Below are 23,906 nucleotides of genomic sequence, written 5' to 3' on the forward strand. Positions count from 1 at the left end.
GGGGAGATCGCCCCGCTGCGGCGTTGATCGTTCTACCCGCGTGTTGCGGGTGGAGAGAGAACACATGAAGTATTCGAAGTTGAGCCTGGCCCTGGCCGGGCTGATGGGTGTCGCCACCATGTCCGTGGCTGATGACGTCATGGCAATGAATTATCACGTGCTGGGCGATCGCATCTTCCTGAGTGGCGACGTGACCTACGCCGACGTGGTGTCCCTGCCGGCACTGCTGGCCAAAGCGCAGGCCGAAGGCCGGCCGATCCGCGAAGTGGTATTGCGCACCTCCAATGGTGGCGCGTTGATCGCCGGCGAGTGGCTGCAGGGAGTGATCCGCACCTCCGGCCTCAACACCATCGTGTCCGGCAACTGCATTTCATCCTGCTCGATCATGCAGTCCGGTGGTGTCGAGCGGTATCTGGCCGGCGACCTGCCGATCATCGACTCGGTGCAGATCCACGCGGCGAGCAGCGGTGGCAAGGTGATCTACACGCCGTCGCCGCGCATGACCCAGATCTACACCGGCAACTATGGCGGCGGCATGGATGCCGGCCTGCTGCACAAGGCCATGTATGAAGTGGTACAGCCGAACGGGCTGCTGGTGTTCCGCGATCCAGCCCGCAGCACGGGGGCCTCCATCACCTTTGATCCGGATGGCAGCGGCAGCAAGCTGGAATCATTCCCGGGCCAGGACATCTACAGCAACAGGATCATCACCGCCAACGGGTACCGCGATCCGGGCGACACGTTGAATGTGAGCGCGAACGTGAGCGGCGATATCAATCCAGGCTACCTGCGTACCGGACGCCAGCTGCAGGCCTTCGTCGATGATGATTTCGCGCGCTGGAATACCGACTGGCAATCCACCTACATCAACCTTGCGCAGAGCATCTACAACGCTTCGAGCCGCGGCCCGCAGGGCATCGGCCCGCTGTCGGTGCAGGGTTACCTGAATGACCCGGATATCCAGGACCTGCTGCTGTCCAAACTGCGTCTGGCGGATCTGGATGCCTCTACGCTGGACAACGCCATGGGTGTGATCCGCGTGACCAATGGCGCCACCTGGCGCACGTCCGCTACCACGGGTGCGGACTTCATGCTGGTGGACAACGGCACCATCGCCCTGGAAGGCGGTGCCCTGCGCGCCTCGGAAGTGCGCGTGCTCGGGGCTGGCATGCTGGTTGGCCACGGCGACGTTGCCGGCACGGCGATGGATCTCAATGCACTGGGCGAAGGCACTGGCCCTTCCTACCGTGAAGACGGCTTCAATCGCCTGCGCGTGTTCGGCACACTGATGCCGCGCGGTGGTGATCTGGTCACCCATGGTTACGTCAATATCATGCCGGGCGGCAAGGTGCTGTTCGATGTGACCGAGGGCGGCGGCACGGCAACAGGCCGCCTGCGCGTGGGCACCTTCTTCGATGACGAACAGACCGACGGCGCGCTGGTGATCTCCAAGGGCGCCTTCCTCGAACTGAACGTGGCACAGGGCTACTACGGCCAGGACTTCCGTCGCGATCTGGTGGAAGGACCGATCTACCAAGGTGGTTTCGAAGAAGCCGTGCGCTTGGGGGATACCGGCTACAGTGCCAGCATCACTGGTGGTGATGTGTTCCGCCCGCGCCACAACTCGCTGTTGAGCTTCAATGTGAAGCAGACCGCCGATGGTCTGTGGTTGACCGCCAACCCCGGCTTCGACCAGGTGGGGCTGTTCGCCAACGGCACTTCGGGCGATGGCCTGGGCCGCGCATTGGCAACCGCCTCCGATCGCCAGGACAAAGGCCTGAAGTCGCTGCTCGGTGCACTGCAGTTCGCCGATCGCGACGTAATCGCACAGCAGGCCGGAGCCCTGCGCGGTGATGCGCACGCCAGCCTGCGCCTGGCCGACACTGCGCTGGTGGGCAGCATCGGCAACGTCGTGCAGCAGCACCAGGCCGCGATGCGCAGCGGCGGGGACGCCGACGGCCTGGCTTCGCAGGCCGCGCAGTCGGTCTCATCTCAACCGGGCATGCGCCATGGCAGCCTGTTCAACCAGCTCGCCATGCATCTGGTCGAGCCGGCGTCGGGCAGCGCTGCGGGCAGCGGTGATGCTGGACGCAACCATGGCATCTGGGCCCGCGGTTTCGCCAGCCATGGCCGCATCGATGCCGACGGTGGCGTGGCGGGGCTCAGCCACAACATCGGCGGCATCGTGATCGGTGCCGACACCCGCGTGGCCGATGACCGCGTTACCCTCGGCGTCAGCGTGGCAGCGGCCGACATGTCGACAAAGGCCAGTGACGGCTCCGGGTTCACCGGCGATGTGCGCGCGCTGGACGTGGGCGGCTACCTGGATGCGACCTACTCGCGGGGCTACCTGTCGGCAGCGGTGCGCTACACCGACCTGCGCCACGATACCCGCCGCAGCATCGGCGGTATCGATGGCCTGCAGCAGCCACTGCGCGCCAGGTACAGCAACGATGCGATCTCCGCACGGGCGGAGCACGCGTTCTCCTTCACCACCGGCAAGGGACTGGTGATCCAGCCGTTGCTGCCGGTGGTGGATTACGCGCGCACCTCGGCCACCCGCTTCAATGAAGGCCAGGGCGCGGGTGCCTTGGTGGGTCGCAGCGGCAGCCTGGAGAGCATCCGCGTGGGCGCAGGCCTGCAGCTGTTCAAGACCTTCGAGGGCAACAACGGCGAGCGCATCACGCCGCGCGCCCGCGTGGTCTGGCAGAAGGAACTGGGCGACTCGCAGGCCCGTTACAGCACCGGTTTCGCCGCTGCACCGGATCTGGTGTTCGGTGCCAGCAGCCAGGCCGTGGGCGAGCAGGTGCTGGCCTGGAACCTGGGTGTGACCAGCCGGGCCAGCGAGCGTCTCTCGATCATGGCCGATTATGTAGGCGAGCGCCGCGACGGGCAGATCCAGCATGGCGTGATGCTGGGGCTGGGCTACAAGTTCTAAGCGGTACACGGCACCGGCGATGTGGACATCGCCGGTGCCGTCCCCAGAAGGCGCGTTGCTGCGGTATGGTCGGCGTGGCATCCCACCCAGGCTCTTCCATGCAGATCGCCGTCTTCAGCGCCCGCCCTTACGATCGTCGTTTCCTTGAGGAAGCCAACCAGCGCGACGCCGCTGGAGAGGGCTTCGTGTTTGTCTACTTCGATGCGGCCTTGGATGTGCATACGGCTGCTCTGGCCCAGGATTGCGCGGCGGTCTGTGTGTTCGTCAATGATCGACTTGATGCACCGGCGCTGCACGCCCTGCATGCAGTGGGTGTGCGGGCAGTGCTGCTGCGCTGCGCGGGCTTCAACAATGTAGATCTTGCAGCGGCAAAGGCGCTTGGCCTGTTTGTTGCCCGCGTGCCGGCCTATTCGCCAGAAGCGGTGGCCGAGCATGCACTGGCACTGGTGATGACCCTCAACCGTCAGACCCACCGCGCCTACAACCGCGTGCGCGAGGGCAATTTCATGCTGGATGGCCTGCTTGGGCGCACCCTGCATGGCCGCACGGTCGGCATCGTCGGCACCGGCAAGATAGGCTTGGCCACCGCGCGCATCTTCAAGGGTATGGGCTGCACCGTACTGGGGCACGATCCGTATCCGTCGGCAGGCTTTGCGGATGTGGGCGAGATGGTGGGCATGGAGGAACTGCTGGCCCGTGCAGACATTGTGTCGCTGCATTGCCCTTTGACACCGGACACCCAGCATCTGATCAACGACACCTCACTGGTGCGGATGAAGCCGGGCGCGATGCTGGTCAATACCTCGTGCGGCGGGCTGGTCGATACCCATGCGGTGATCCGCGCGCTGAAGTCGCGTCGGCTGGGTCATCTGGCCATCGATGTGTACGAGCAGGAGAGCGCGTTGTTCTTCCAGGACCTTTCCGGAGAGATCATCGACGACGAGGCCTTCCAGCGGTTGATGACCTTCCCGAACGTGCTGGTGACCGGCCACCAGGGCTTCTTCACCGTGGAGGCGCTGCAGGAGATCTCGGCGATCACGCTGGGGAATCTGCGGGATTTCGCGGCGGGGCGGGTGTGTGCGAATGCGCTGGGTGTGGAGTGATACAGGCGCGTATCGGCGAGTTGTGACCCGTTCAAAGTGCAATTTCAGCGCTGGCAACAGTGCGATGTGAAGCCAAGGCATCTGCCTGCCTGGGTGATGTTGCGCAATGCTTGCGTTTTGTGAACGGATCGATACAATTCGAAAAATTCATATTGAGTTCAGGATTTTCACAGTTCGTTGATTTCATCCACAGGATTTGGAGAGAGCATGAAGCTCCGTGCGACAGGTACGTCCCGTTCCAGTTTTCTGTTGTTGTCTGCGATTTCCCTGTTCCTTTGCGGTCCGGCGATCGAGCCCACCGCTGCGAAGTCGGCCAAGGTCGTCTACAAAAAGGACGGTAAAGGAGGAGCCGGCTCTCGTTCACCTCCGGCACCCGCGCCACGTACTTCCAATCTTGGTCGGATCACGGTCAAGCCACCGACAGGTGGTACCACCAGCCTGCCTGGCATTACCGTCCGGCCGCCTTTGACATCGACACCGACCCTCGGCGGATTGTGGGGGCGAGGAGGCGGAGGAGGAGGTGGCTACGGAAACGGAGGGGTCTGGCCTTCGCAGACCGCCAAGGAACAGGAAACCGATGACCGCAGCGATCTGTGCGGCATCAACAAGGACGACGTCCGCGGCAATCCTGTCGTTCTCTATTCGGGCAACAAGATCGAACCCGAGGTGGACTTCGCTAGTGCAGGTGAGATGGGCCTGTTCCTGCAGCGTACCTACAATCACCACTGGAGTGCGACCGGCCTGTTCGGCAACCATTGGCTGAGTAACTTCGACTTCTCGCTCGCGTTCTCCGGCGGCCAGTCCATCGCCTGGAACCAACGACCGGATGGTCGCCGCATCAAGTTCCAGCTTGATACCGGCAGCGGTCGCTGGAACGAAACCAAAGCGCAGGCCGTGGCCTACATCGTCAAGAATGCCAATGGCACGTTCACTCTTCACAATGAGGAGCGCGGCACGGAAACCTATAGTGCCGAGGGTTACATCACCGAGCTGCGCAACGAACAGGGCGTGGCCTGGACGTTCGCCTACAACAACCGGTACCTTCAGAGCGTCACCCACTCATCGGGGCGACGGGTGCAGTTCGTCTGGACCGGGGGACAAGTCACCCAGGTCACCGACCCATCTGGCAACAGCTACCAGTACGCCTATACAGCAAACGTTTTCGGTGCCGGCCGTGGTCGCCTTGCGAGCACGACACTGCCGGGTGCACCGACCACTACGGTCAGCTATCACTATGAGGATGGACGCTTCCCGGGGGGCTTGACCGGCAAGTCGTTCAACGGTGTGCGCTATTCCACCTTTGCCTACGACGAGAACAAGCGAGCCACGCTCAGTGAGCACAGTGGCGGCGTCGAACGCTACACCTTCAGCTACAACGTGCAGAGTAGCGAGGCCGTGGCACCTCCCCCGTCGCCGATTCGTCCTGGCGGCGTGCGAAATGATGAGGAACGTGGCTGGTGTGAGGACACCCGCAATGGTCGCATATGCTATCAGCCGCGTTCCTTGCCGGGCCCGATTCAGCTGGGCGCTGGTGCCGCGAACATGGCAATCACGGCGGGGAACGGCGCGCAGCCGCTGAACGCAATGGAAACCAAGCCGCGCCCGATCAGGATCAAGGTGACTGAGACCAGTCCGCTGGGGCGGAAGACCACTTACTCGTACGAAGAGGGGCGGCAAGTCTCGGTCGCCGGCGATGCCTCACCACGCTGTGCGGCGTCCTACAAGGAGCGCAGCTACGACAGCAATGGTTATCCCGACCTAGTCCACGATTTCGCCGACAATCTCATCAATTTCGACTACACCGCGCAGGGCTACCTGCTGAAGCAAGTCGAAGCAGTGGGCAGCAGCGCCGAGCGGACGACGACCTATGAGTGGGACACCGCGCGCAACCGGCCGTTGAAGGTCACAGTCGTCGGCGACAGTGAAGTGGTCTATGCCTATGACGCGCGCGGCAACCTGGCCAGTACCACGGCACACAATCTGAGCGGTCGTGGCGTGGCAGGGCAGGCCCGCACGGTCACCCAGACCTACACCTACCATGGCAACGGTCTGACCGCTTCGGTAAGGACCGACGGGCCACTGGCGCAGGACGACGTGACATCGACCTACAACTCCCAGGGTGACCTGGTCAGTGTGGTTAATGCGTTGGGCCACACGACTACTTACAGCGGACACAATGGCCTCGGCCAGCCGACCCGGGTCACGACTCTGAACGGCCAGATCATTGAGTATGTCTATGATGCGCGCGGCCGCGTCGCAACCCAACGCGAGAGTTTTGGCAACAACTGGGCGACCACGACCTTCGGCTACGATGGCGCTGGCAACCTTGCCAGCGTGACACGTCCAGATGGAGTGACCGAGCGCTACGAGTACGATGCTGCGCGCCGACTGCTGTCCGAAGTCGTCCCGGTTGGCGATGGCACCTATGCGTGGACACGCTACAGCTATGACGCAGCATCGAATGTGATCCGCAAAGAAGTGGCTCACGCCGATTTTCCGGCGGGCAGCTCCGTGACCGGTGTGATTGATGAACTTACCCATGATGCAAACTGGAACTGGTTCTTGCGCGGGTGGGCCTGCACTACGGGCTCCAACGCATCCATTGAAGTACATGGGTATGCCGACGGTGGAGTGTTCCTTGCCGGGACTCTGGCGAACAAGGCCAGTGAAAGTGGAGTGGCAGCGGCCTGTCAGGCTGGGGGGAGTGCCTATCGTTTCGAGCTGCCGGTAACGCTTGCCCAACGGCAGCAGTTGGGTGGGCGCAAGATCGTCATCTATGGTCTGTCCCCGCAGGGAGGCGGCTACAACCGCGCGTTGGGAAATTCGGGTGTGTTCGCCATCCCCCAAGCCACGATCGCCGGCGATATCAGTGGAGTCACCCACGATGGCCAGGGCAATTTCTCAGTTGAAGGCTGGGCCTGCTCGGTCGGTGTGGATGCGTCCATCGATGTGCACGCTTATGTCGGTGGATCCGCCGGTGCAGGCGCCTTCGCCGTCAGCGGGCGCGCCAACCTGCCCACCGATGGAAATGTTGCCAACGCCTGCCAGGCAAAGGGCTCTGCCTATTGGTTCAAGCTTCCGTTGGATGCTGGCCTGCGCCAGACGCACGGCGGCAAGTCTATCCACGTACATGGCATCTCTCCGGTCGGCCAAGCAAACCTAACCATCAACCGTTCGGGAACGTTCACCGTTCCGTCGATCGTACGCAATGCGGAGTTCATAACCTTCAACGCGTCGTCGACCCACATCTACAACGGCCAACAGGTGACCTTGACGGCGCAGGTGCGCAACACCGGTAACGTTACGTGGGACGGCAATACCTACCTTGCCTGGGGGCAAGACTTCCTCACCCAGTCACACGGCCTGTCGGCACCGGTCCCGCCGGGTGGTGTCGCCACCTTCGAGTTCGACGTGGCTCCGTATCACAACGGTGTGGGTATTGGGACTTACAACTATGTCGCGCGGATGGCGACCAGCGGTACTGCATGGGGGCCCAATCCGTATGTGGGCATCGTGGTGGAGAACCTTGATTGGTACTGCCCGGGTGGACCCGGCAGCCTCGATTGTCAGGAGCCGATGATCGTTACCCCGCCCGTGTGGCTGGACACTTTGGAAGGAGCCCGCTGATGTCCATGATTGCGCTGACCATGATGGGGTTGAACGCGGTGACCTTCAGCGTCAACTACGATTATGACGAATTGGGCCGCGTCGTCGCCGAACGCGGCAACAATGGACAGAACATCCGCTACGCCTACGATGCCGAAGGGCGGGTAACCCAGATCACCGATTCGCAGAATCGGGTCACCCGCTTGAGCTATGATCCGCTTGGACGGGTGGTGCGGTCGATCGACGCCGCCGGTGGCAGTACCAGCTTGTCCTATGACCTCGGTGATCGCCCGGTCCAGGTAATTGATCCTCGCGGATTGGCGACGACGTATGAGCACGATGGCTTCGGCCAGCTGCTCAAACAGGTGAGCGCGGACACTGGCACTACCATCCATCAGTACAATGCAGCGGGCCAGCGGACGGTGACGACGCGCAATGATGGCAGCACCGTTGGCTACAGTTACGATGGACTGGGGCGGCTGGCCTCGATCGAATCGGAGGGGCAGCGGCAGGACTTCAGCTACGACTGGTGCGCTTGGGGCAAGGGCCGGCTGTGTGGGCTGGCTGCACCGGAGTCATCCACTCACTTCGCCTTCGTTCCCAGTGGCCAGGTATGGATCCGGCGCGACTTTACTCTGGCCCATGGGCAGCAGACCGACCACAGCACTACATATGCCTATGATGGCATCGGCCGCCTCAGCGAGATCACCTATCCCAATGGCGACAAGGCCAACTACGGCTACGACACAGGCGGCCACCTGACCTCGTTATCCGCAGTGGTCGATGGAGCGACCATGCCGGTGATTACCCAGGCAGCTTGGAAAGCCACGGGCGCGCGCGCGCACATGGCCTACGGCAACGGCCTGGTGCGCGGCTACAACCATGATCTGGACGGGCGCCTGACCGCCATGTCGGTCTGGGGCCCGAACAGCGCCAAGCTGAGTTATTGGGACTACCAGTACAGCGCCGATGGTGAGATCACCGGCATCGTCGATACAGTCACTCCGAGCATGACTCAGACCATCGGATACGACGCGCTGAGCCGGTTGACCAGTCTGAGCCGCTTTGGGGTCAGCAACCAGTTGACTTACGATGCCGGTGGCAACCACAACCGCTATCAAGCTGGAAATCAGTTGACCCAGTACGGCATCGACCCAAGCAGCAACCGGGTACTGAACTACACCAACCAGGATGGCAGCCGGGTCTATCAGTATGATGCGCTCGGCAATCGCATCAGCGAGACGGCCGGCAGCCGGGTCACGACCTTCGACTACACTCCATTCAATCGCATGAGTCGCAGCAACGTGGCTGGATTCATCACCGACTATGTGCTCAATGCTCAGGGTCAACGGGTGGCGAAGGTCAACGCCAACGAAACCACCCATTACTTCTATGCCGGGCAGAACCAGATGCTGGCCGAGTTGAAGAATGGTGCATGGTCGAACTACTTCTGGTTCGGCACCGAGCTGGTGGGGTTGGGGCGCAGCGGTCAGGTCAACTTCGTCCACACCGATCACCTGGGGCGTCCTGAATTCGTCAGCAACGGCAACCGTGCCACAGTCTGGAAGGCCTACAACTATGCGTTTGGCCGCAGCGTGCAGCAGGACGACATTGGTGGCTTGAACATCGGTTTCCCGGGGCAGTATCAGGATGCAGAGACCGGGCTCTGGTACAACGGCTTCCGCGACTACGATGCAAGCATTGCCCGCTATGTGCAGAGCGATCCCGTGGGATTGGCAGCGGGTACCAATACCTACGCTTACGTAGGCAGCAATCCGCTCAGCCGGGTCGATCCGCTGGGCCTGGCCGAGTGCGGAGAAGACGAGAAAAAGGTTGACCTGTTGGGGGCCGTGCTGGGCGTAGCCGATGTGGTCGAAGGCTACGCGACGATGTCAATGGCGTTGTCTAGTGCGGCGATCGCCGCGGCCGGCGAGCAGTCGGAAGTTGTATTGGGTTCAATGGCCGTGGCGGCGAACGGATATGCAAGCATCAATGATGGCGTCAATGGGTTCATGACCGCATTCGACGGCATCGAGCGGCCGTCGAGTTACGAGCAGGTGGGCGGAGCATTGCTTGGCGCACATGGTGCCGAGTTTGGGCGATTGGCCTCCAAGGTCACTACCTACTCAGGCGCATTGCGTGGTGTTCGCGGGATGCTGAGAGGTAAGGCGACAGATTCGGATGTATTGAGTACGATCAAGGGCGCCAAGCAGACCGCCGACGATTCCTGCACCTGTGAGTAATCTATGTTCAGAGCCAATATGAAGTGGGTCAATCTGGTGGTGACGCTGCTTATCGTTATTCTAGCGATCCGTTACCTGTGGAACCGGGGAATGGCTGGACAGCTGGGAGGCATGCACGATGTAGCCTTGGCGGGATTCGCATTCTTCTGCCTGTTCATCGCTTTCCTGACAGTGCAGTCGATCCGCCGCGGCAGGGGCAAGCGGGGGTAGTCGCAATGGCCGGACTTGGATTGACCTACCGAACAGCACGCCCTACAATTCCCTGCTACGCCGGAATAGCTCAGTTGGTAGAGCGGCGCATTCGTAATGCGTAGGTCGCAGGTTCGACTCCTGTTTCCGGCACCAGTTGCATGAAAAGCCCCGACCTTGGTCGGGGCTTTTTGTTTGTGCCCACGGGCAATGGCCGGTCGGCAGCTTCACCCATGGAAACACACCTTCATTGGCGCCTCACCATCACCGCATCCCGCGCCAACCACCACGCGAGCTGCCGCAGGTACCCGCCCACCGCACCGGCCATTACACCCAGCAGCAACCGCCGCAACACACGCGCAGATCGCAGGCCAGCCTCCCGCAACCAAGGCAGCATCGCCATCACCTGTGCACCCAGCAACAGCGCCAGCACATCCAGCCCCAGCGCATCCACCACCGGCAACAACGGCAGCAGATCCGGACTGCAGGCCAGCACGATCACCAGCACCGTACCGAGCACGGCCATCACGCGGCGCCCAGCGGGCAGGGTGGTCCAGTGCAGCAGTCTGGCAATCAGGCGCATGGCGTTCCTTGTGTCATGGGCGTGAGCCCTCACCAGGGCGCAAGCGCACCGGCTGCCGCAGCACGGTCTTCAGCCGAGCGGCTTCGGTCCTGCGCGGGTCGCTCAGGTAGATCTCGTGATGGGGGCCGGCAAAGGCATATCCCAGAGCAGGCATCAGCTCGTCATGAAGATGCGCCAGGATCGGCCCTTCGTCATCGTAGGCACCCACATGCAGGGTCTGCAGGCAGAGACCTTCCTCGAGCGTTTCATGGCGAAGGCTGGCCGGCGCCTCACCCAGCTTCTTCCGCGCCTTGCCGAGGGCAGCCTCCAGCTGCTCTGGACTGATCCCCTCCGGCGTACGGATCATTACCGTCCACACCCACTCATCCTTGCGGCGTGCCACGAAGCTGGCGGGATCCTCGGCCGTCCACAGCGCTTCCAAGGGCGGCACCACGTAGTCCTGTCCGTCGGCTTTCAACGCGAACTTCAGCGCATAGCTCACCGCGTACAGCCACTGCACCGCCTGCAGGTAGGCCGGGGCGGTGTTCGGGTCGCCGTGGCCGTCGACCATCAGGTAGGGCAGCGGCGGTACGTTCACCGTCACGAACCGGCCCGCCGGGGGCTGGTACAGCGCGCGATCGCGTCGCTTGAAGTCGATCTTGTCCATGGGCCTTCCTCCTGCGTGGAGCATCCCATGTCCATGCCCCGGCAAGCATGCCTGAACAGGTTCAGTAGACTTTGCCGAACCCGGTCGGAGCCCCCGCCATCGCCCGGTGCCAGGATGCTGCGCTCGGGCGTTCTGCCCGCCATGCCACGCAGTGCGACAACGTGTCGCAGTCAGAATCAGGCCTTTCCTGCGCTCGATCATTGTCAATGCCTTTCTTAAATGGTGCGTGACGGCCTAAAATTGAAAGGCTGACTCGACCCCACCTCCCTGCCTGTCTTCCGGACAGGTGGGACCGGCTTTGGCCGGAACAGGCAGGACGGGGAACGGCATTCCCTCGCAATTGGATCGACCGATGATTCCGTTGAAAACCCTTGGGCGCTGGTTGCGCCCGGGCCTGCTGCTGTCGTTGCTGGTGATGCTCACCGGCTGCGATGCCGTGGCCATCCTCAGTCCGAAGGGCCAGATCGGCCAGGATGAGAAGACCCTGCTGATCACGGCTACCGTGCTCATGCTGCTGGTCGTCATCCCGGTCATCATCATGACCCTGACCTTCGCGTGGAAGTATCGCGCCTCCAACACCAAGGCCCGCTACGAGCCGAAGTGGTCCCACTCGACGGCGATCGAGGTGGTGGTGTGGTCCATTCCCTGCATGATCGTGCTGGTGCTGGCGGTCCTGACCTGGCGTTCGTCGCACGCGCTGGACCCGTACAAGCCGCTGGAATCGGACGTCAAGCCGGTCACCATCGAGGCGATCTCGCTGGACTGGAAGTGGCTGTTCATCTATCCGGAAGAGAAGGTGGCGGTCGTCAACGAAATCAAGTTCCCGGTCAACACGCCGCTGAACTTCAAGATCACGTCCGATACGGTGATGAATGCCTTCTTCATCCCGCACCTGGGCAGCATGATCTACTCGATGGCTGCGATGGAGACCAAGCTCCATCTGATCGCCAACGAGACCGGTGAATTCCCGGGCATGTCCTCGCACTACAGCGGCGCGGGCTTCGCCAAGATGCATTTCACCGCCTACTCGGTCACCGATGCCGAATACCGCCAGTGGCTGGACCAGGTCCGCGCCGGCGATCAGACCCTGGACAAGGCTTCGTTCAAGGCCCTGGGTGATGCGCGCAACGCCGAGTGGTATCCGGTCACCTACTTCGGCAAGACCGAAGAAGGCCTGTTCGACTGGGTCCTCGCCAAGCACATGGGCGACAACAAGCATTACGGCATGAAGCACTCGCACGCCGGTGCCGCCGCTGCCGATGCCGCCAGCCATGAAGCGCACGAGGGCCATGCCCCCAGTGATGCACATGATTCCAAGGAATCGGGTGAAAACCTGGATGCCAACGAACACGAACACGCAGGCCATGCCGGCCACGCGGGCTCGGGAGAATGAACATGTTGGGAAAACTCTCTATTGAGTCGATCCCCCACGATCCGATCGTCCTGACGACGTTGATCGGCGCAGTACTGGGTGGCCTGGGCGTGATGGCCCTGATCACCAAGTTCAAGCTGTGGGGCTATCTGTGGAAGGAGTGGTTCACCTCGGTGGATCACAAGAAGATCGGCGTGATGTACCTCATCGTCGCCTTCGTCATGCTGCTGCGCGGTTTCTCCGACGCGATCATGATGCGTACCCAGCAGGCGCTTGCCGTCGGCGGGTCCGAGGGTTACCTGCCGCCGCACCACTACGACCAGATCTTCACCGCCCACGGCGTGATCATGATCTTCTTCGTGGCGATGCCGCTGATCACCGGCCTGATGAACCTGGCCGTGCCGCTGCAGATCGGTGCGCGCGACGTCGCGTTCCCGTTCGTCAACTCGCTCAGCTTCTGGCTGTTCGTGTCCGGCGCGGTGCTGATCATGCTGTCGCTGTGGATCGGTGAGTTCGCTGCCACCGGCTGGCTGGCGTTCCCGCCACTGTCTGGCATCGAATACAGTCCAAGCGTAGGCATGGACTACTACATCTGGGGGCTACAGGTCGCAGGCCTGGGTACCACGCTGAGCGGTATCAACTTCTTCATCACCATCCTGAAGATGCGTACCCCCAGCATGAAGCTGATGCAGATGCCGGTGTTCACCTGGACCGCCCTGGTGACCAACGTGCTGATCGTCGCGGCTTTCCCGGTACTGACCATCACCCTGGTGCTGCTGACCCTGGACCGTTACCTGGGTACGCACTTCTTCACCAATGACGGTGGCGGCAACGCCATGCTGTACATCAACCTGATCTGGATCTGGGGTCACCCGGAAGTCTATATCCTGGTGCTGCCGGCGTTCGGTGTGTTCTCCGAAGTCATCGCGACCTTCTCGCGCAAGGCGCTGTTCGGCTACAAGGGCATGGTCTACGCCACCGCCTGCATCGGCGTGCTGTCGTTCATCGTGTGGCTGCACCACTTCTTCACCATGGGTTCGGGTGCCAACGTCAATGCCTTCTTCGGCATCACGACGATGATCATTTCGATCCCGACCGGCGTGAAGATCTTCAACTGGCTGTTCACCATGTTCCGCGGTCGCGTGCAGTTCACCACGCCCGTGCTGTGGACCATCGGCTTCATGGTCACCTTCACCATCGGTGGCATGACCGGCGTGATGCTGGCGATCCCGGCCATCGACTTCGTGCTGCACAACAGCCTGTTCCTGATCGCCCACTTCCACAACGTCATCATCGGCGGCGTGGTGTTCGGCATGTTCGCCGGCATCACCTACTGGTGGCCGAAGATGTTCGGCTTCCGCCTCAATGAGTTCTGGGGCAAGTGCGCGTTCTGGTGCTGGTTCATCGGCTTCTACGTGACCTTCATGCCGATGTACGTGCTGGGCTTCATGGGCATGACCCGTCGTCTGCAGAGCACGGTCAACCCGGCCTACGAGCCGCTGCTGCTGGTGGCTGCCGCAGGTGCCTTCATCGTGGGTGCCGGCATCCTGTGCCAGATCATCCAGGTGGCCGTGTCGATCCGCGACCGCAAGAAGACCGCCGACCTGACCGGCGACCCGTGGGATGCCCGTACGCTGGAGTGGGAAACCTCTTCGCCGCCGGCCTTCTACAACTTCGGCAGCCTGCCGGAAGTCACCGAGCTGGACGATTTCTGGGAGCGCAAGCAGCGTGGTGAAGCCTGGCCGAAGCCGGCCAAGTACACCGACATCCACATGCCGCGCAACACCGGCACGGGCGTTGTCATCGGTGCCTTCAGCCTGGTGTTCGGCTTCGCGATGATCTGGCACATCTGGTGGCTGGCCATCGTCGGCTTCGTCGGCATGATCGCCACGTTCATCTACCGCACCTTCGACCAGGACGTGGACTACTGGGTCCCGGCTGCCGAGGTGGAACGCATCGAGAACGAACACCGCAAGCACCTGGAATCCCAGGGCCTGGTGAAGTCGGAGCTGAAGGCATGAGCACCAATACCTCGACCCTGAGCCACGGGCACGCCGCGCAAGCGGCGGCCCATGGCCATGACGACCACGAGCACCACGACACCGGCGGCAACACCGTCTTCGGTTTCTGGGTGTACCTGATGAGCGACTGCCTCATCTTCGCCTCGCTGTTCGCCACCTATGTGGTGCTGGCCGGCGGTACCGATGGTGGCCCGACCGCGAAGGACCTGTTCGAACTGCCGTTCGTGGCATGGGAAACCGCGCTGCTGCTGACCTCCTCGCTGACCTTCGGCCTGGGCATGATTGCCATGCACCGCAAGCAGATGGGCCAGATGTACCTGTGGCTGGGCATCACCTGGCTGCTGGGCTTCGGCTTCATGTGCATGGAAGTGTGGGAATTCCAGCACCTGATCCATCAGGGCTATGGTCCGGACCGTAGTGCCTTCCTGTCGGCGTTCTTCGCCCTGGTCGGTACCCACGGCCTGCACGTCAGCGCCGGCCTGCTGTGGCTGCTGGTGATGTTCGTGCAGCTGAAGAAGTACGGCCTGACCCCGACCAACAAGACCCGCATGGCGTGCCTGAGCCTGTTCTGGCACTTCCTGGACCTGATCTGGATCGGCGTGTTCTCCGTCGTCTACCTCAATGGAGCGCTGTAATGGCACATGACAACCATGCACACGACCATGCCGCCGGCGGCGAAAGCCATGGCAGCGTGAAGTCGTACCTGATCGGCTTCGTGCTGGCGGTGGTGCTGACCGTCATCCCGTTCTGGATGGTGATGTCGGGCGACTTCTCGCGCACCGTCAACGGTGTGGTGATCGCGATCACCGCGGTACTGCAGATGCTGGTCCACCTGGTGTTCTTCCTGCACCTGGACCGCTCTTCGGAAAGCCGCTGGAACGTCAACGCTGCGGCCTTCACCGTGGTGGTGATCGGCATCATCGTGGTCGGTACCCTGTGGGTCATGCACAACATGAACGTGCACATGATGCACTGACGTCTTCGCGACGTTGCCACGCAGAAAGGCCGCCCTCGGGCGGCCTTTTTGTTTACTGGTAGCGCCGGGTGATGCCCGGCGACGCATCAATGCCGCCGGACATGGCAGGTGTGTGGTGGTAGTGCCGGCCGCTGGCCGGCAATTGCGGGAAGCCGGCCAGCGGCCGGCACTACCCGTAGATCCACGGCATGCGTGGATGAACCGCCGGCTCAACCCACCCGGCGCAGGAACTCGTCCGCTTCCATCGGCCGCCCCAGGTGGTAGCCCTGCAACTGGTCGCAACCCAGTTCGCTCAGGTACTCACGCTGTGCCTGGGTCTCCACGCCTTCGGCCACCACCTGCAACTGCAGGGTGCGGCCCAGCGCGATGATCGACGACACGATGGCGGCGTCCTCGTCGTTGCGCTCCAGGTCGTGCACGAACGCACGGTCGATCTTGAGTTCGGTGGCCGGCATCCGCTTCAGGTACAGCAGGCTGGAGTAGCCGGTGCCGAAATCGTCGATGGCGATATGCACGCCCATCGCGGTCAGATCGTTGAGGATCGCCAGGCTGGCGTCGACATCCTTCATCGCCGTGGTCTCGGTGATTTCCAGGGTCAGCCGCGCCGGTTCGATCCGGTGCCGTTGCAGCACCTCGCGCACGCTGTCCAGCAGCGCCGGCGAGGCGAACTGCAGCGGCGACAGGTTCACCGCCATCGACCATTCCGTATGCCCGGCCTCGTGCCATGCACGCAGCTGCGCACAGGCGCGGTCCAGTACCCAGTCGCCGATCGGCAGGATCAGGCCGCTGCGCTCGGCGATGGGAATGAACACATCGGGCGCCAGCAGGCCCAGTTCCGGGTGCTGCCAGCGCAGCAGGGCCTCGGCGCCGGTAGCCGGTGCGCCAGCGGCCGGGAACTTCGGCTGGTAGTGCAGCAGCAGCTCGTCACGCGCGATCGCCTTGCGCAGGTCCTGCAGCAGGCGCAGCTGGCGGTTGGCACTGAGCTGCATCGACGGAGTGAAGAAGGTATAGCCGTTACGGCCGGTTTCCTTGGTGTGGTACATCGCCGCGTCGGCGTGCGCCATCAGCTCGCGCTCGTTGCTGGCATCGTCCGGGTACAGGGCGATGCCGAGACTGGCGCTGACCTGCAGTTCGGCCGCATCCAGCGTGAACGGCTCGCCGGCGGCGGCGATGATGCGTTCGGCCACCACCACCGCGTCGTCCGGGATATCGATGGCCAGCACGATCACGAACTCGTCGCCGCCGAGGCGGGCGAAGGTGTCCTGCGGCCGCAGCAGGCCGCCGATGCGCTGTGCCACCGCCACCAGCAGGCGGTCGCCCAATTGGTGGCCGTAGGCATCGTTGACCGCCTTGAAGCCGTCCAGGTCGCAGAACATCACCGCCACCGCGCGGCCACGACGGTGCGCCTTCTCGATGGCCTGCTCGATGCGGTCCTGCAGCAGCATGCGGTTCGGCAGCTGGGTCAACGGGTCATGCAGGGCGGCCTGGATCAGCTTGTCGTTGGCGTGCGCCAGCGAATCGGCCAGCAGGCCGGTGCGCACGCGCATCTGCCGGTCGAACAGCGAGGCGACCAGAGCGATGCCCAGCGTGGCCACGGTGGTGACGATCACCAGCACCGCCAGCCAGCGGGTGTCGATGCCGCCACTGCCGACCGCGCCGCAGATGCTGCCTTCAGGGAAACGTGCGGCGGCCATGCCGGTGTAATGCATGCCGACGATGGCGAGCCCCATCACCAGCGAGGCCAGGGCGCGCAGGCGCAGCGTGTTGCGCTGCTCGGCCCGCAGCCGGAAGGCAATCCACAGCGCCGCACCTGCGGCACCGATGGCCACCGCAATGGAAGCGGCGAACCAGCCTGGGTGGTAGTCGATACCCGGCTGCATGCGCATCGCGGCCATGCCCAGGTAGTGCATGGTGGCGATGCCCAGCCCCATCAGCACCGCCCCGGCCAGCAGCCGCCGCCACGGCAGGCTGGGCCGCGACACCAGCCACAGTGCATAGGCCGAAGCACCGATCGACACTGCCAGCGAGTACAGGGTGATGCCGAGGTCGTAGCCGACCGGGATCGGCAGGTCGAAGGCGAGCATGCCGATGAAGTGCATCGACCAGATGCCCAGGCCCATCGCCGCCGCGCCACCGGCCAGCCACCAGCGCGCCACGCGGCCTTCGGCCGTGGCCAGCCGGCCGGCCATGTCCAGCGCCGTGTACGAAGCAAGAATGGCCACCAGCAGGGAGATGGTGACCAGGCTCTGACTGTAACTGCCAGTCATGTCGGATCCAGTGGGGGAGGGAGGGGCGCCCGCAAGGCGCACGCCCGCGACCCCTATCGGCGCAGGTGGGCGGGACTTGAGCGGTCGCAGCAGCTGCGACCCGGCTCGGCTATCCTGCCACGCCTGTTCCCGTTGCTGGAAATCATCCGATGGCTAAAGCCCGCACCGCCTACGTCTGCAATGAATGCGGCGCCGAATTCAGCAAGTGGCAGGGCCAGTGCACCGAGTGCAACGCCTGGAACTCGCTGTCGGAAATCGTGCTGGAAAGCGCGGCGGCGGCCAAGGCGCCGGCCTCGCGCCGGGCCGGCTGGGCCGGCAAGATCGACCCGCCAAAGATCACCGCGCTGAAGGACGTCGAGCAGACCGAGCATCGCCGGGTCTCGACCGGCATCGGCGAGTTCGATCGCGTGCTGGGTGGTGGCCTGGTCGAGGGCGCGGTGGTGCTGGTCGGTGGCGACCCGGGCATCGGAAAATCGACACTGCTGTTGCAGGCAGTGGCGAAGATGGCCGCCGTGCTGCCGGTGCTGTACGTCACCGGCGAGGAATCACTGGCCCAGGTGGCCGGTCGCGCGCACCGCCTGGAGCTGCCGCTGGACGGCGTCAACGCGCTGGCCGAGACCGGGGTCGAATCGATCCTGCAACACGCGTCCAAGGCCGGCCCGCGGCTGATCGTGGCCGACTCCGTGCAGACCCTGTGGACCGAGAGCCTGACCGCCGCGCCGGGCTCGGTCAGCCAGGTGCGCGAGAGCGCGGCACGGCTGGTGCGCTTCGCCAAGGAGACCGGCACCGCCGTGTTCCTGGTCGGCCACGTGACCAAGGAGGGCGGCATCGCCGGCCCGCGCGTGCTGGAGCACATGGTCGATGCGGTGCTGTATTTCGAGGGTGAGAGCGGCAGTCGCTTCCGCCTGTTGCGCGCGTTCAAGAACCGCTTCGGTGCGGTCAACGAGCTGGGCGTGTTCGCGATGGGCGACAAGGGCCTGAAGGAGGTCTCCAACCCGTCGGCGATCTTCCTGTCTGGTGGCAGCACCCACCAGCCGGGCAGTTGCGTCATGGTCACCCGCGAGGGCACGCGGCCGCTGCTGGTGGAAGTACAGGCGCTGGTCGATGCCTCGCCGCTGTCAAACCCGCGCCGTGTCGCGGTCGGCCTGGAGCAGAACCGCCTGGCGATGCTGCTGGCGGTACTGCATCGCCACGGCGGCGTGCTGGTCGGCGACCAGGACGTGTTCGTGAATGTCGTGGGTGGCATCCGCGTGCAGGAAACCGCGGCCGATCTGCCGGTGCTGCTGGCGGTTCTGTCCTCGCTGCAGGACCGCCCGCTGGCGGAAAAGACGATTGCTTTTGGCGAAGTCGGCCTGTCCGGCGAGATCCGCCCGGTGCCCAACGGCGAGGACCGCCTGCGCGAAGCCGCCACCCATGGTTTCAAGCGCGCCATCGTGCCCAAGGCCAATGCGCCCAAGGGTGGTTCGGTGAAGGGCATGGAAGTGATCGCAGTGGAGCGCCTGTCCGAGGCCATCGACGCGGCGTGACCGCGCCGGTAGCGCCGGACCATGCCCGGCGCTACCGGCGCGGATCTGGAATACGACCTCAAACACGGCAACGGTCAGCCTCCCTGTGCTAGTTTTTCCCGCTCGACGAAGGCGCCCTCTGGCGTCTTTCCGTGCCCAGGAGTAACCGATTACATGCAGGACACCGCACTCACCGCCCCCAACGCCGAAATTCGTCGCGCCGGGGTCGATCTCAATGGACTGATGACGGTGCTGGGCAAGCACCTGTATTCCACCCCGGTGGTGGCGCTGCGCGAGCTGGTGCAGAACGCGCACGACTCGATCATCCGCCGTCGCATTGAACAGCCTGGCGTCGAGGTGCCCTCGCGCATTTCGGTGCAGGTCGATGCCGCCGCTGGCGTGCTGCGCATCAGCGATACCGGCGCCGGCCTGACCCGCCAGGAGATCCATGATTACCTGGCCACTGTCGGCGTTGGCTACACCCGTGGCCTGCGCCAGGGCGGCGAGGACGATGAAGGCCTGATCGGCATGTTCGGCCTCGGCTTCCTGTCGGCGTTCGTGCTGGCACGCCGGGTCAGCGTGCGCACCACCTCGTACCAGACGCCGGAGCTGGGGCACCTGTACGTGTCCAGCAACGCCGAGCAGTACACCGTCAGTGAAATGCCTGCGCGTGCGGTTGGCACCGAGGTGGAGCTGGAGCTGCATCCGGATTTCCTGCCACTGGCCAACGAAGCGCGCCTGCACGAGGTGCTGGGCCGCTATTGCGCGCTGCTGTCCGAGCCGATCTTCATCGGCGCCGGGGCCGAGGCGCTCAACCCTGAGCCGCCGCCGTGGCGCGGCCAGGGGGAGGTCGCCGTGCATCCGGTGCAGGCGCGGCGCCAGGCGCTGCAGTTCGCGGCGCGCTTCGAGCATGATTTCGAGCCCATCGTGACCGTGCCGCTGCGCGCGGACGGCAGCAGCGATGCCACAGGCATGTTATGGGTGCAGGACGGTGCCACCTACGGCACCAGCGACAATCGCAACCTGTCGGTGTTCGTGCGCGGGATGCTGCTGGACGACGATGCGCGCGACCTGCTGCCGCCGTGGGCCGGCTTCATTGGCGGTGTGATCGAATCCTCGCGGCTGACGCCCACTGCCAGCCGCGAGGACCTGCAGCGTGACGACCAGTACCGCGCCGTGCAGCATGCACTGCTGGAAGCGCTGATCGATGGCCTGGCCGACGTTGCACGGCAACAGCCGGAAGCCTGGCGGCGCGTGCTGAGCCGCCACAACGAGGCACTGCTGGGCGCGGCGCTGTGTGATGACCGCCTGTTCGAACTGCTGCTGGAGCATGTTCGCGTGCCGACCTCGCAGGGCGACCTGCCGGCCAGCGCGTTGCCGGCACGTGGCGCGGTGCACGTCATCCTCGACAACGGCGGCGGCTTCGAGGAAATGCTGTTCCGCGCGATGGGCGTACCGGTGGCGCACGGCCATCGCTATGCGGTGGTGCCGTTCCTGCGGCGCTGGGCCCAGGCCAAGGGCCTGCGTCTGGTCGAACTCGGCACCGAGCAGGGCAATCGCGCGCTGTTCCGTACCGATGACAGTCTTGATGAGACGCAGCTGGCGTGGCTGCGCGAGCAGCTGGGCGATGGTGAACAGCTGCTGCCCGCACGCTTCAGCCCGGAGGCGCTGCCGGTAGTGGTGGTGCCCGACCGCGAGGCAGAGCTGAAGCAGCGCCTGGAAGACGACGAGAACGACAAGCGCGTTTCAATGGCGGCGCTGCGCCTGGCCCGGCAGTTCACCGCGCGCATCGAATCGCGCGCGCCGTCGCGGCTGTACCTCAATCTCGACAACCCGGCGGTGCAGGCCCTGCTGCGCGCCCAGCGCGACGGACATCCGCAGGCCGAAGCCGCTGCACGCCTGTTGCGTTCGCTGAAGATCATCGTCGCCGCGCAGGGCCGTCCGCTGGCTCGCACGGCCGCCACGCCCGGCCCGGATCTCAATGGCGCCTTCGCCGATATTGCCGGTGCCCTGCAGCAGATGCTGCGCTGAGCACCACCCCCTCTCATCCAGCCTTCGCTAGACAGGAGCATTTACCCCATGGACATCTGGAACTGGGTCGAAAAACTGCAGGGTGACCTGCGCCAGGCCGGCCAGGCGCAGAACGCGCACCTGCTGAACCGTCTCGCCGACGAGGTCAGCGAACTGCAGGTCGACCGCGTTGACGCACTGCTGCCCGAAGCGCGTGCGCTGGGCAAGGCGCTGGACAACCCCTGGGTCGATGTCTACGTCGGCCACTGGGCACTGCGCAACCGCGTCGGCAACCGCGTCGAAGGTGAAAGCGCGCTGGGCGAAGCCGTGGCGCTGTTCGAGCGTGCGCACCGCGAGGACACCCTGGAATGCCCGCAGTCGATCTGCGTGACCCAGGACCTGGCTGCCTGCTACGGCAACATCGATGGCCCCGGCTGGGTGCCGGAACGTATCGAGGTGTGCGATGAAACACTGGGTCGCATCGACCCGAGCTGGGCCTGCTTCCAGTGCCTGAGCTGCGAGAAGGCCGATGCACTGCTTGACGATGGTCGCGGCCAGGACGCGCTGGACTACCTGCAGGTGCAGTCGGATGCGATCGAAGCCTGTGGCAAGGAAGTGTTCGACAGCTTCCCGGAGATGCAGATCAAGATCCTGTTGGGCATGGGCCGCGCCGAAGAAGCGCTGGTACTGATCGAGAAGCGCGAGGCCGAAGTGGCCGCGTCCGGCGAGTACGAGCCGGCCAACTGTACGGTGCCGCGCCGCTTGTCCAAAGCCTGGGCGCTGGCTCAATTGGGCCGCGACGAAGAGGCGCTGCAGCAGCTGGTGCCGTGGAGCGAGCTGACGCCGACATACTGGCGGCTGTGGGCGAACACAGCTGCCGCACTATGCCAGCGTGATCCGACGCGCAATACCTGGGACCTGGGCACGCGCTTCAATACCATCATCGAACACTTCGCCCGCGTCGGCTCGCACCGCCTGCTGATCGAGGTGGCCGCGCTGAGCCTGGAGCTGGCCCTGCAGCGTGGCGCGCGCTGGGTCGCGCAGCGCCAGCTGGAGCTTGCCCGTAGCCATCTGGCGCAGCTGCGCCAGGACCGCGGTGCGGCTGCGCTGGTGGCGGGCCTGGCTGCGCGCATCGATGCGTTGCCGGAGGTCGCACCGCTGCCGGTGCCGGCCGCTGAACTGCTGGCTTGGCTGAACGAGCAGGGGGAGCAGAATCAGTCGCGCGATCCCGAACGTGAGGCGCAGTGGCTGCTGCAGGCACAGGCGCAGCTGCCAGATGATGAGGCGCTGGCCGAGATGGCCGCCTCTGCGCTGAGCGCCTGTGGTGCACAGACGGAAGCGCGCGCATTGCTGTGGCGCTTCGTGCGCGCGCACGCGCAGGACGATGGCCCGGCCGCCTACACGCTGATGCGCTGGCTGACCGAGCAGGGCGACGACGACGGCCTACGCCAGCTGGCAGATACCTATCGCGGCAGCGTGCCGGTGTTCGCGCACTGGTGCGAGGTGCAGCGCGCCCGCCGCGTGTCGGACTGGCCGGCGCTGGAGCAGGCCGCGCAGGCGCTGCTGGCGGCCTCGCCGGGCTCGCATGGCGCACGCGGCACGCTGGCGCGGATGTACATGGAAACCGGTCGCTTCAGCGAGGCGCAGGCCAGCTATGCGCAGCTGGTGGAGTTGCTGGAAGAGCCCAACGCCGCGCACTGGGACCACATGAGTGCGGCCAGCGCGGCACGCGACTGGGACGCGGTGCGTCGCTCGGCGGCGGCGATCGGCATGGAGCTGTCCAGCCAGGACGGCGTGGTCGAGGAGCCGTGGGGCTGGGTGATCATCCGCAGCGAAGAGAATGGCGAGCCGATGGAATACTACGCACGCCGTAGTGGCCCGGTGACCGCACGCATCGTCGAGAACGCGCCGGCCAATCGTGCGCAGCAGGTGGGCGACTGGGTGGTGTTCGACGCTGCGCTGGTGCATCCGGCGCCGGAGGAAGAGGAAGCGCGCGAGCATTTCATCCCGACCTATGCGCAGGTGCATGTGCTGGAGCGCGGCGGCTTTGCCCGCAGCTGGCTGGTCGACGGCGCGCACCCGGGCGAAGACGCGTGGAATGCCTTCGTCGAAGCCGCCGAGGCACAGGGCTGGAAGGTGTGGTCGCACAGCCGTGCGGACTACACCGTGACCGATCCGGACATGGAGGAGGGCACCCTGCCGGGCGTGCTGTTCACCGTCGCCCAGCCGCAGGATCATGCGCCGCTGGCGCTGCACCGCCTCCTGCAGCAGGAGACCGCGAAGTGGCCGCACCCGCACTGCTGGCTGCGCCTGGCCGAGGCCTGTGACCAGGATCGCCAGCCGCACCTGGACGTGATCGAGCGTTACGGGTTGTAAGCGTGATATCGGGTAGTGCCGGCCGCTGGCCGGCAACGCCATGAGATCCTGTGTTGCCGGCCAGCGGCCGG

The 23,906-nt window shown here is 64.4% G+C and carries 14 protein-coding genes and 1 tRNA gene; 12 read left to right on the forward strand and 3 right to left on the reverse strand.

The genetic code is table 11. The features are described from left to right. Positions 1 to 64: 64 nt before the first annotated feature. The 5 genes from AC13GA_RS04475 to AC13GA_RS04495 all read left to right on the forward strand — a co-directional run bounded on the left by AC13GA_RS04475 (position 65) and on the right by AC13GA_RS04495 (position 10,235). A complete protein-coding gene (locus AC13GA_RS04475) occupies positions 65 to 2,938 on the forward strand; it encodes an autotransporter outer membrane beta-barrel domain-containing protein (RefSeq protein WP_482997600.1) in 2,874 nt (957 codons plus the stop codon). A gap of 98 nt (positions 2,939 to 3,036) precedes the next feature. Further along, positions 3,037 to 4,041, forward strand: a complete 1,005-nt coding sequence (locus tag AC13GA_RS04480) for a 2-hydroxyacid dehydrogenase (RefSeq protein WP_482997601.1) — start codon at positions 3,037 to 3,039, stop codon at positions 4,039 to 4,041. 207 nt (positions 4,042 to 4,248) lie between these two features. After that, entirely contained in the window at positions 4,249 to 7,668 is a 3,420-nt protein-coding gene (locus AC13GA_RS04485) for a DUF6531 domain-containing protein (RefSeq protein WP_482997602.1), read from the forward strand. Next, entirely contained in the window at positions 7,668 to 9,890 is a 2,223-nt protein-coding gene (locus AC13GA_RS04490) for an RHS repeat-associated core domain-containing protein (RefSeq protein ID WP_482997603.1), read from the forward strand. Before AC13GA_RS04485 ends, AC13GA_RS04490 begins: the two co-directional genes overlap by 1 nt. A 269-nt stretch (positions 9,891 to 10,159) precedes the next feature. Beyond that, positions 10,160 to 10,235: transfer RNA gene (locus AC13GA_RS04495), tRNA-Thr, on the forward strand. A 91-nt stretch (positions 10,236 to 10,326) separates the two neighbouring features. Here the strand turns inward: AC13GA_RS04495 and AC13GA_RS04500 are convergent. Together AC13GA_RS04500 and AC13GA_RS04505 are read right to left on the reverse strand one after the other, a co-directional pair. Beyond that, positions 10,327 to 10,662 (reverse strand): hypothetical protein, encoded by a 336-nt coding sequence (locus tag AC13GA_RS04500; RefSeq protein ID WP_482997604.1) that lies wholly within the window; start codon positions 10,660 to 10,662, stop codon positions 10,327 to 10,329. 13 nt (positions 10,663 to 10,675) lie between these two features. Beyond that, a complete protein-coding gene (locus tag AC13GA_RS04505; protein WP_046983283.1) occupies positions 10,676 to 11,308 on the reverse strand; it encodes a GyrI-like domain-containing protein in 633 nt (210 codons plus the stop codon). Between the two features lie 352 nt (positions 11,309 to 11,660). Between AC13GA_RS04505 and cyoA the strand changes: the two genes are divergently transcribed. Genes cyoA through cyoD form a run of 4 tightly spaced genes read left to right on the forward strand, consistent with a single transcriptional unit; the run spans position 11,661 to position 15,677 of the window. After that, the gene (cyoA, locus tag AC13GA_RS04510) at positions 11,661 to 12,701 is read left to right on the forward strand and encodes a ubiquinol oxidase subunit II (RefSeq protein WP_046983282.1); all 1,041 of its coding nucleotides are present in this window, start codon (positions 11,661 to 11,663) and stop codon (positions 12,699 to 12,701) included. A gap of 2 nt (positions 12,702 to 12,703) precedes the next feature. Beyond that, the gene (gene cyoB, locus AC13GA_RS04515; RefSeq protein WP_012510427.1) at positions 12,704 to 14,701 is read left to right on the forward strand and encodes a cytochrome o ubiquinol oxidase subunit I; all 1,998 of its coding nucleotides are present in this window, start codon (positions 12,704 to 12,706) and stop codon (positions 14,699 to 14,701) included. Continuing rightward, positions 14,698 to 15,336 (forward strand): cytochrome o ubiquinol oxidase subunit III, encoded by a 639-nt coding sequence (cyoC, locus tag AC13GA_RS04520; protein ID WP_012510428.1) that lies wholly within the window; start codon positions 14,698 to 14,700, stop codon positions 15,334 to 15,336. Before cyoB ends, cyoC begins: the two co-directional genes overlap by 4 nt. Then, the gene (gene cyoD, locus AC13GA_RS04525) at positions 15,336 to 15,677 is read left to right on the forward strand and encodes a cytochrome o ubiquinol oxidase subunit IV (protein ID WP_004148769.1); all 342 of its coding nucleotides are present in this window, start codon (positions 15,336 to 15,338) and stop codon (positions 15,675 to 15,677) included. Before cyoC ends, cyoD begins: the two co-directional genes overlap by 1 nt. A gap of 209 nt (positions 15,678 to 15,886) precedes the next feature. Here cyoD and AC13GA_RS04530 read toward each other — a convergent pair whose 3' ends face one another. Beyond that, positions 15,887 to 17,944 (reverse strand): putative bifunctional diguanylate cyclase/phosphodiesterase, encoded by a 2,058-nt coding sequence (locus AC13GA_RS04530; RefSeq protein ID WP_482997605.1) that lies wholly within the window; start codon positions 17,942 to 17,944, stop codon positions 15,887 to 15,889. A 149-nt stretch (positions 17,945 to 18,093) separates the two neighbouring features. Between AC13GA_RS04530 and radA the strand changes: the two genes are divergently transcribed. The 3 genes from radA (at position 18,094) to AC13GA_RS04545 (ending at position 23,835) form a co-directional block, all read left to right on the forward strand. Next, entirely contained in the window at positions 18,094 to 19,470 is a 1,377-nt protein-coding gene (gene radA / locus AC13GA_RS04535; RefSeq protein ID WP_046983278.1) for a DNA repair protein RadA, read from the forward strand. A 153-nt stretch (positions 19,471 to 19,623) separates the two neighbouring features. Continuing rightward, entirely contained in the window at positions 19,624 to 21,480 is a 1,857-nt protein-coding gene (locus tag AC13GA_RS04540) for an ATP-binding protein (protein WP_136638331.1), read from the forward strand. 48 nt (positions 21,481 to 21,528) lie between these two features. Next, complete coding sequence (locus AC13GA_RS04545; protein WP_253079813.1) at positions 21,529 to 23,835, forward strand: tetratricopeptide repeat protein; 2,307 nt, start codon at positions 21,529 to 21,531, stop codon at positions 23,833 to 23,835. Positions 23,836 to 23,906: the final 71 nt, after the last annotated feature.

This window comes from Stenotrophomonas sp. 22DLJC03, from assembly GCF_056861405.1.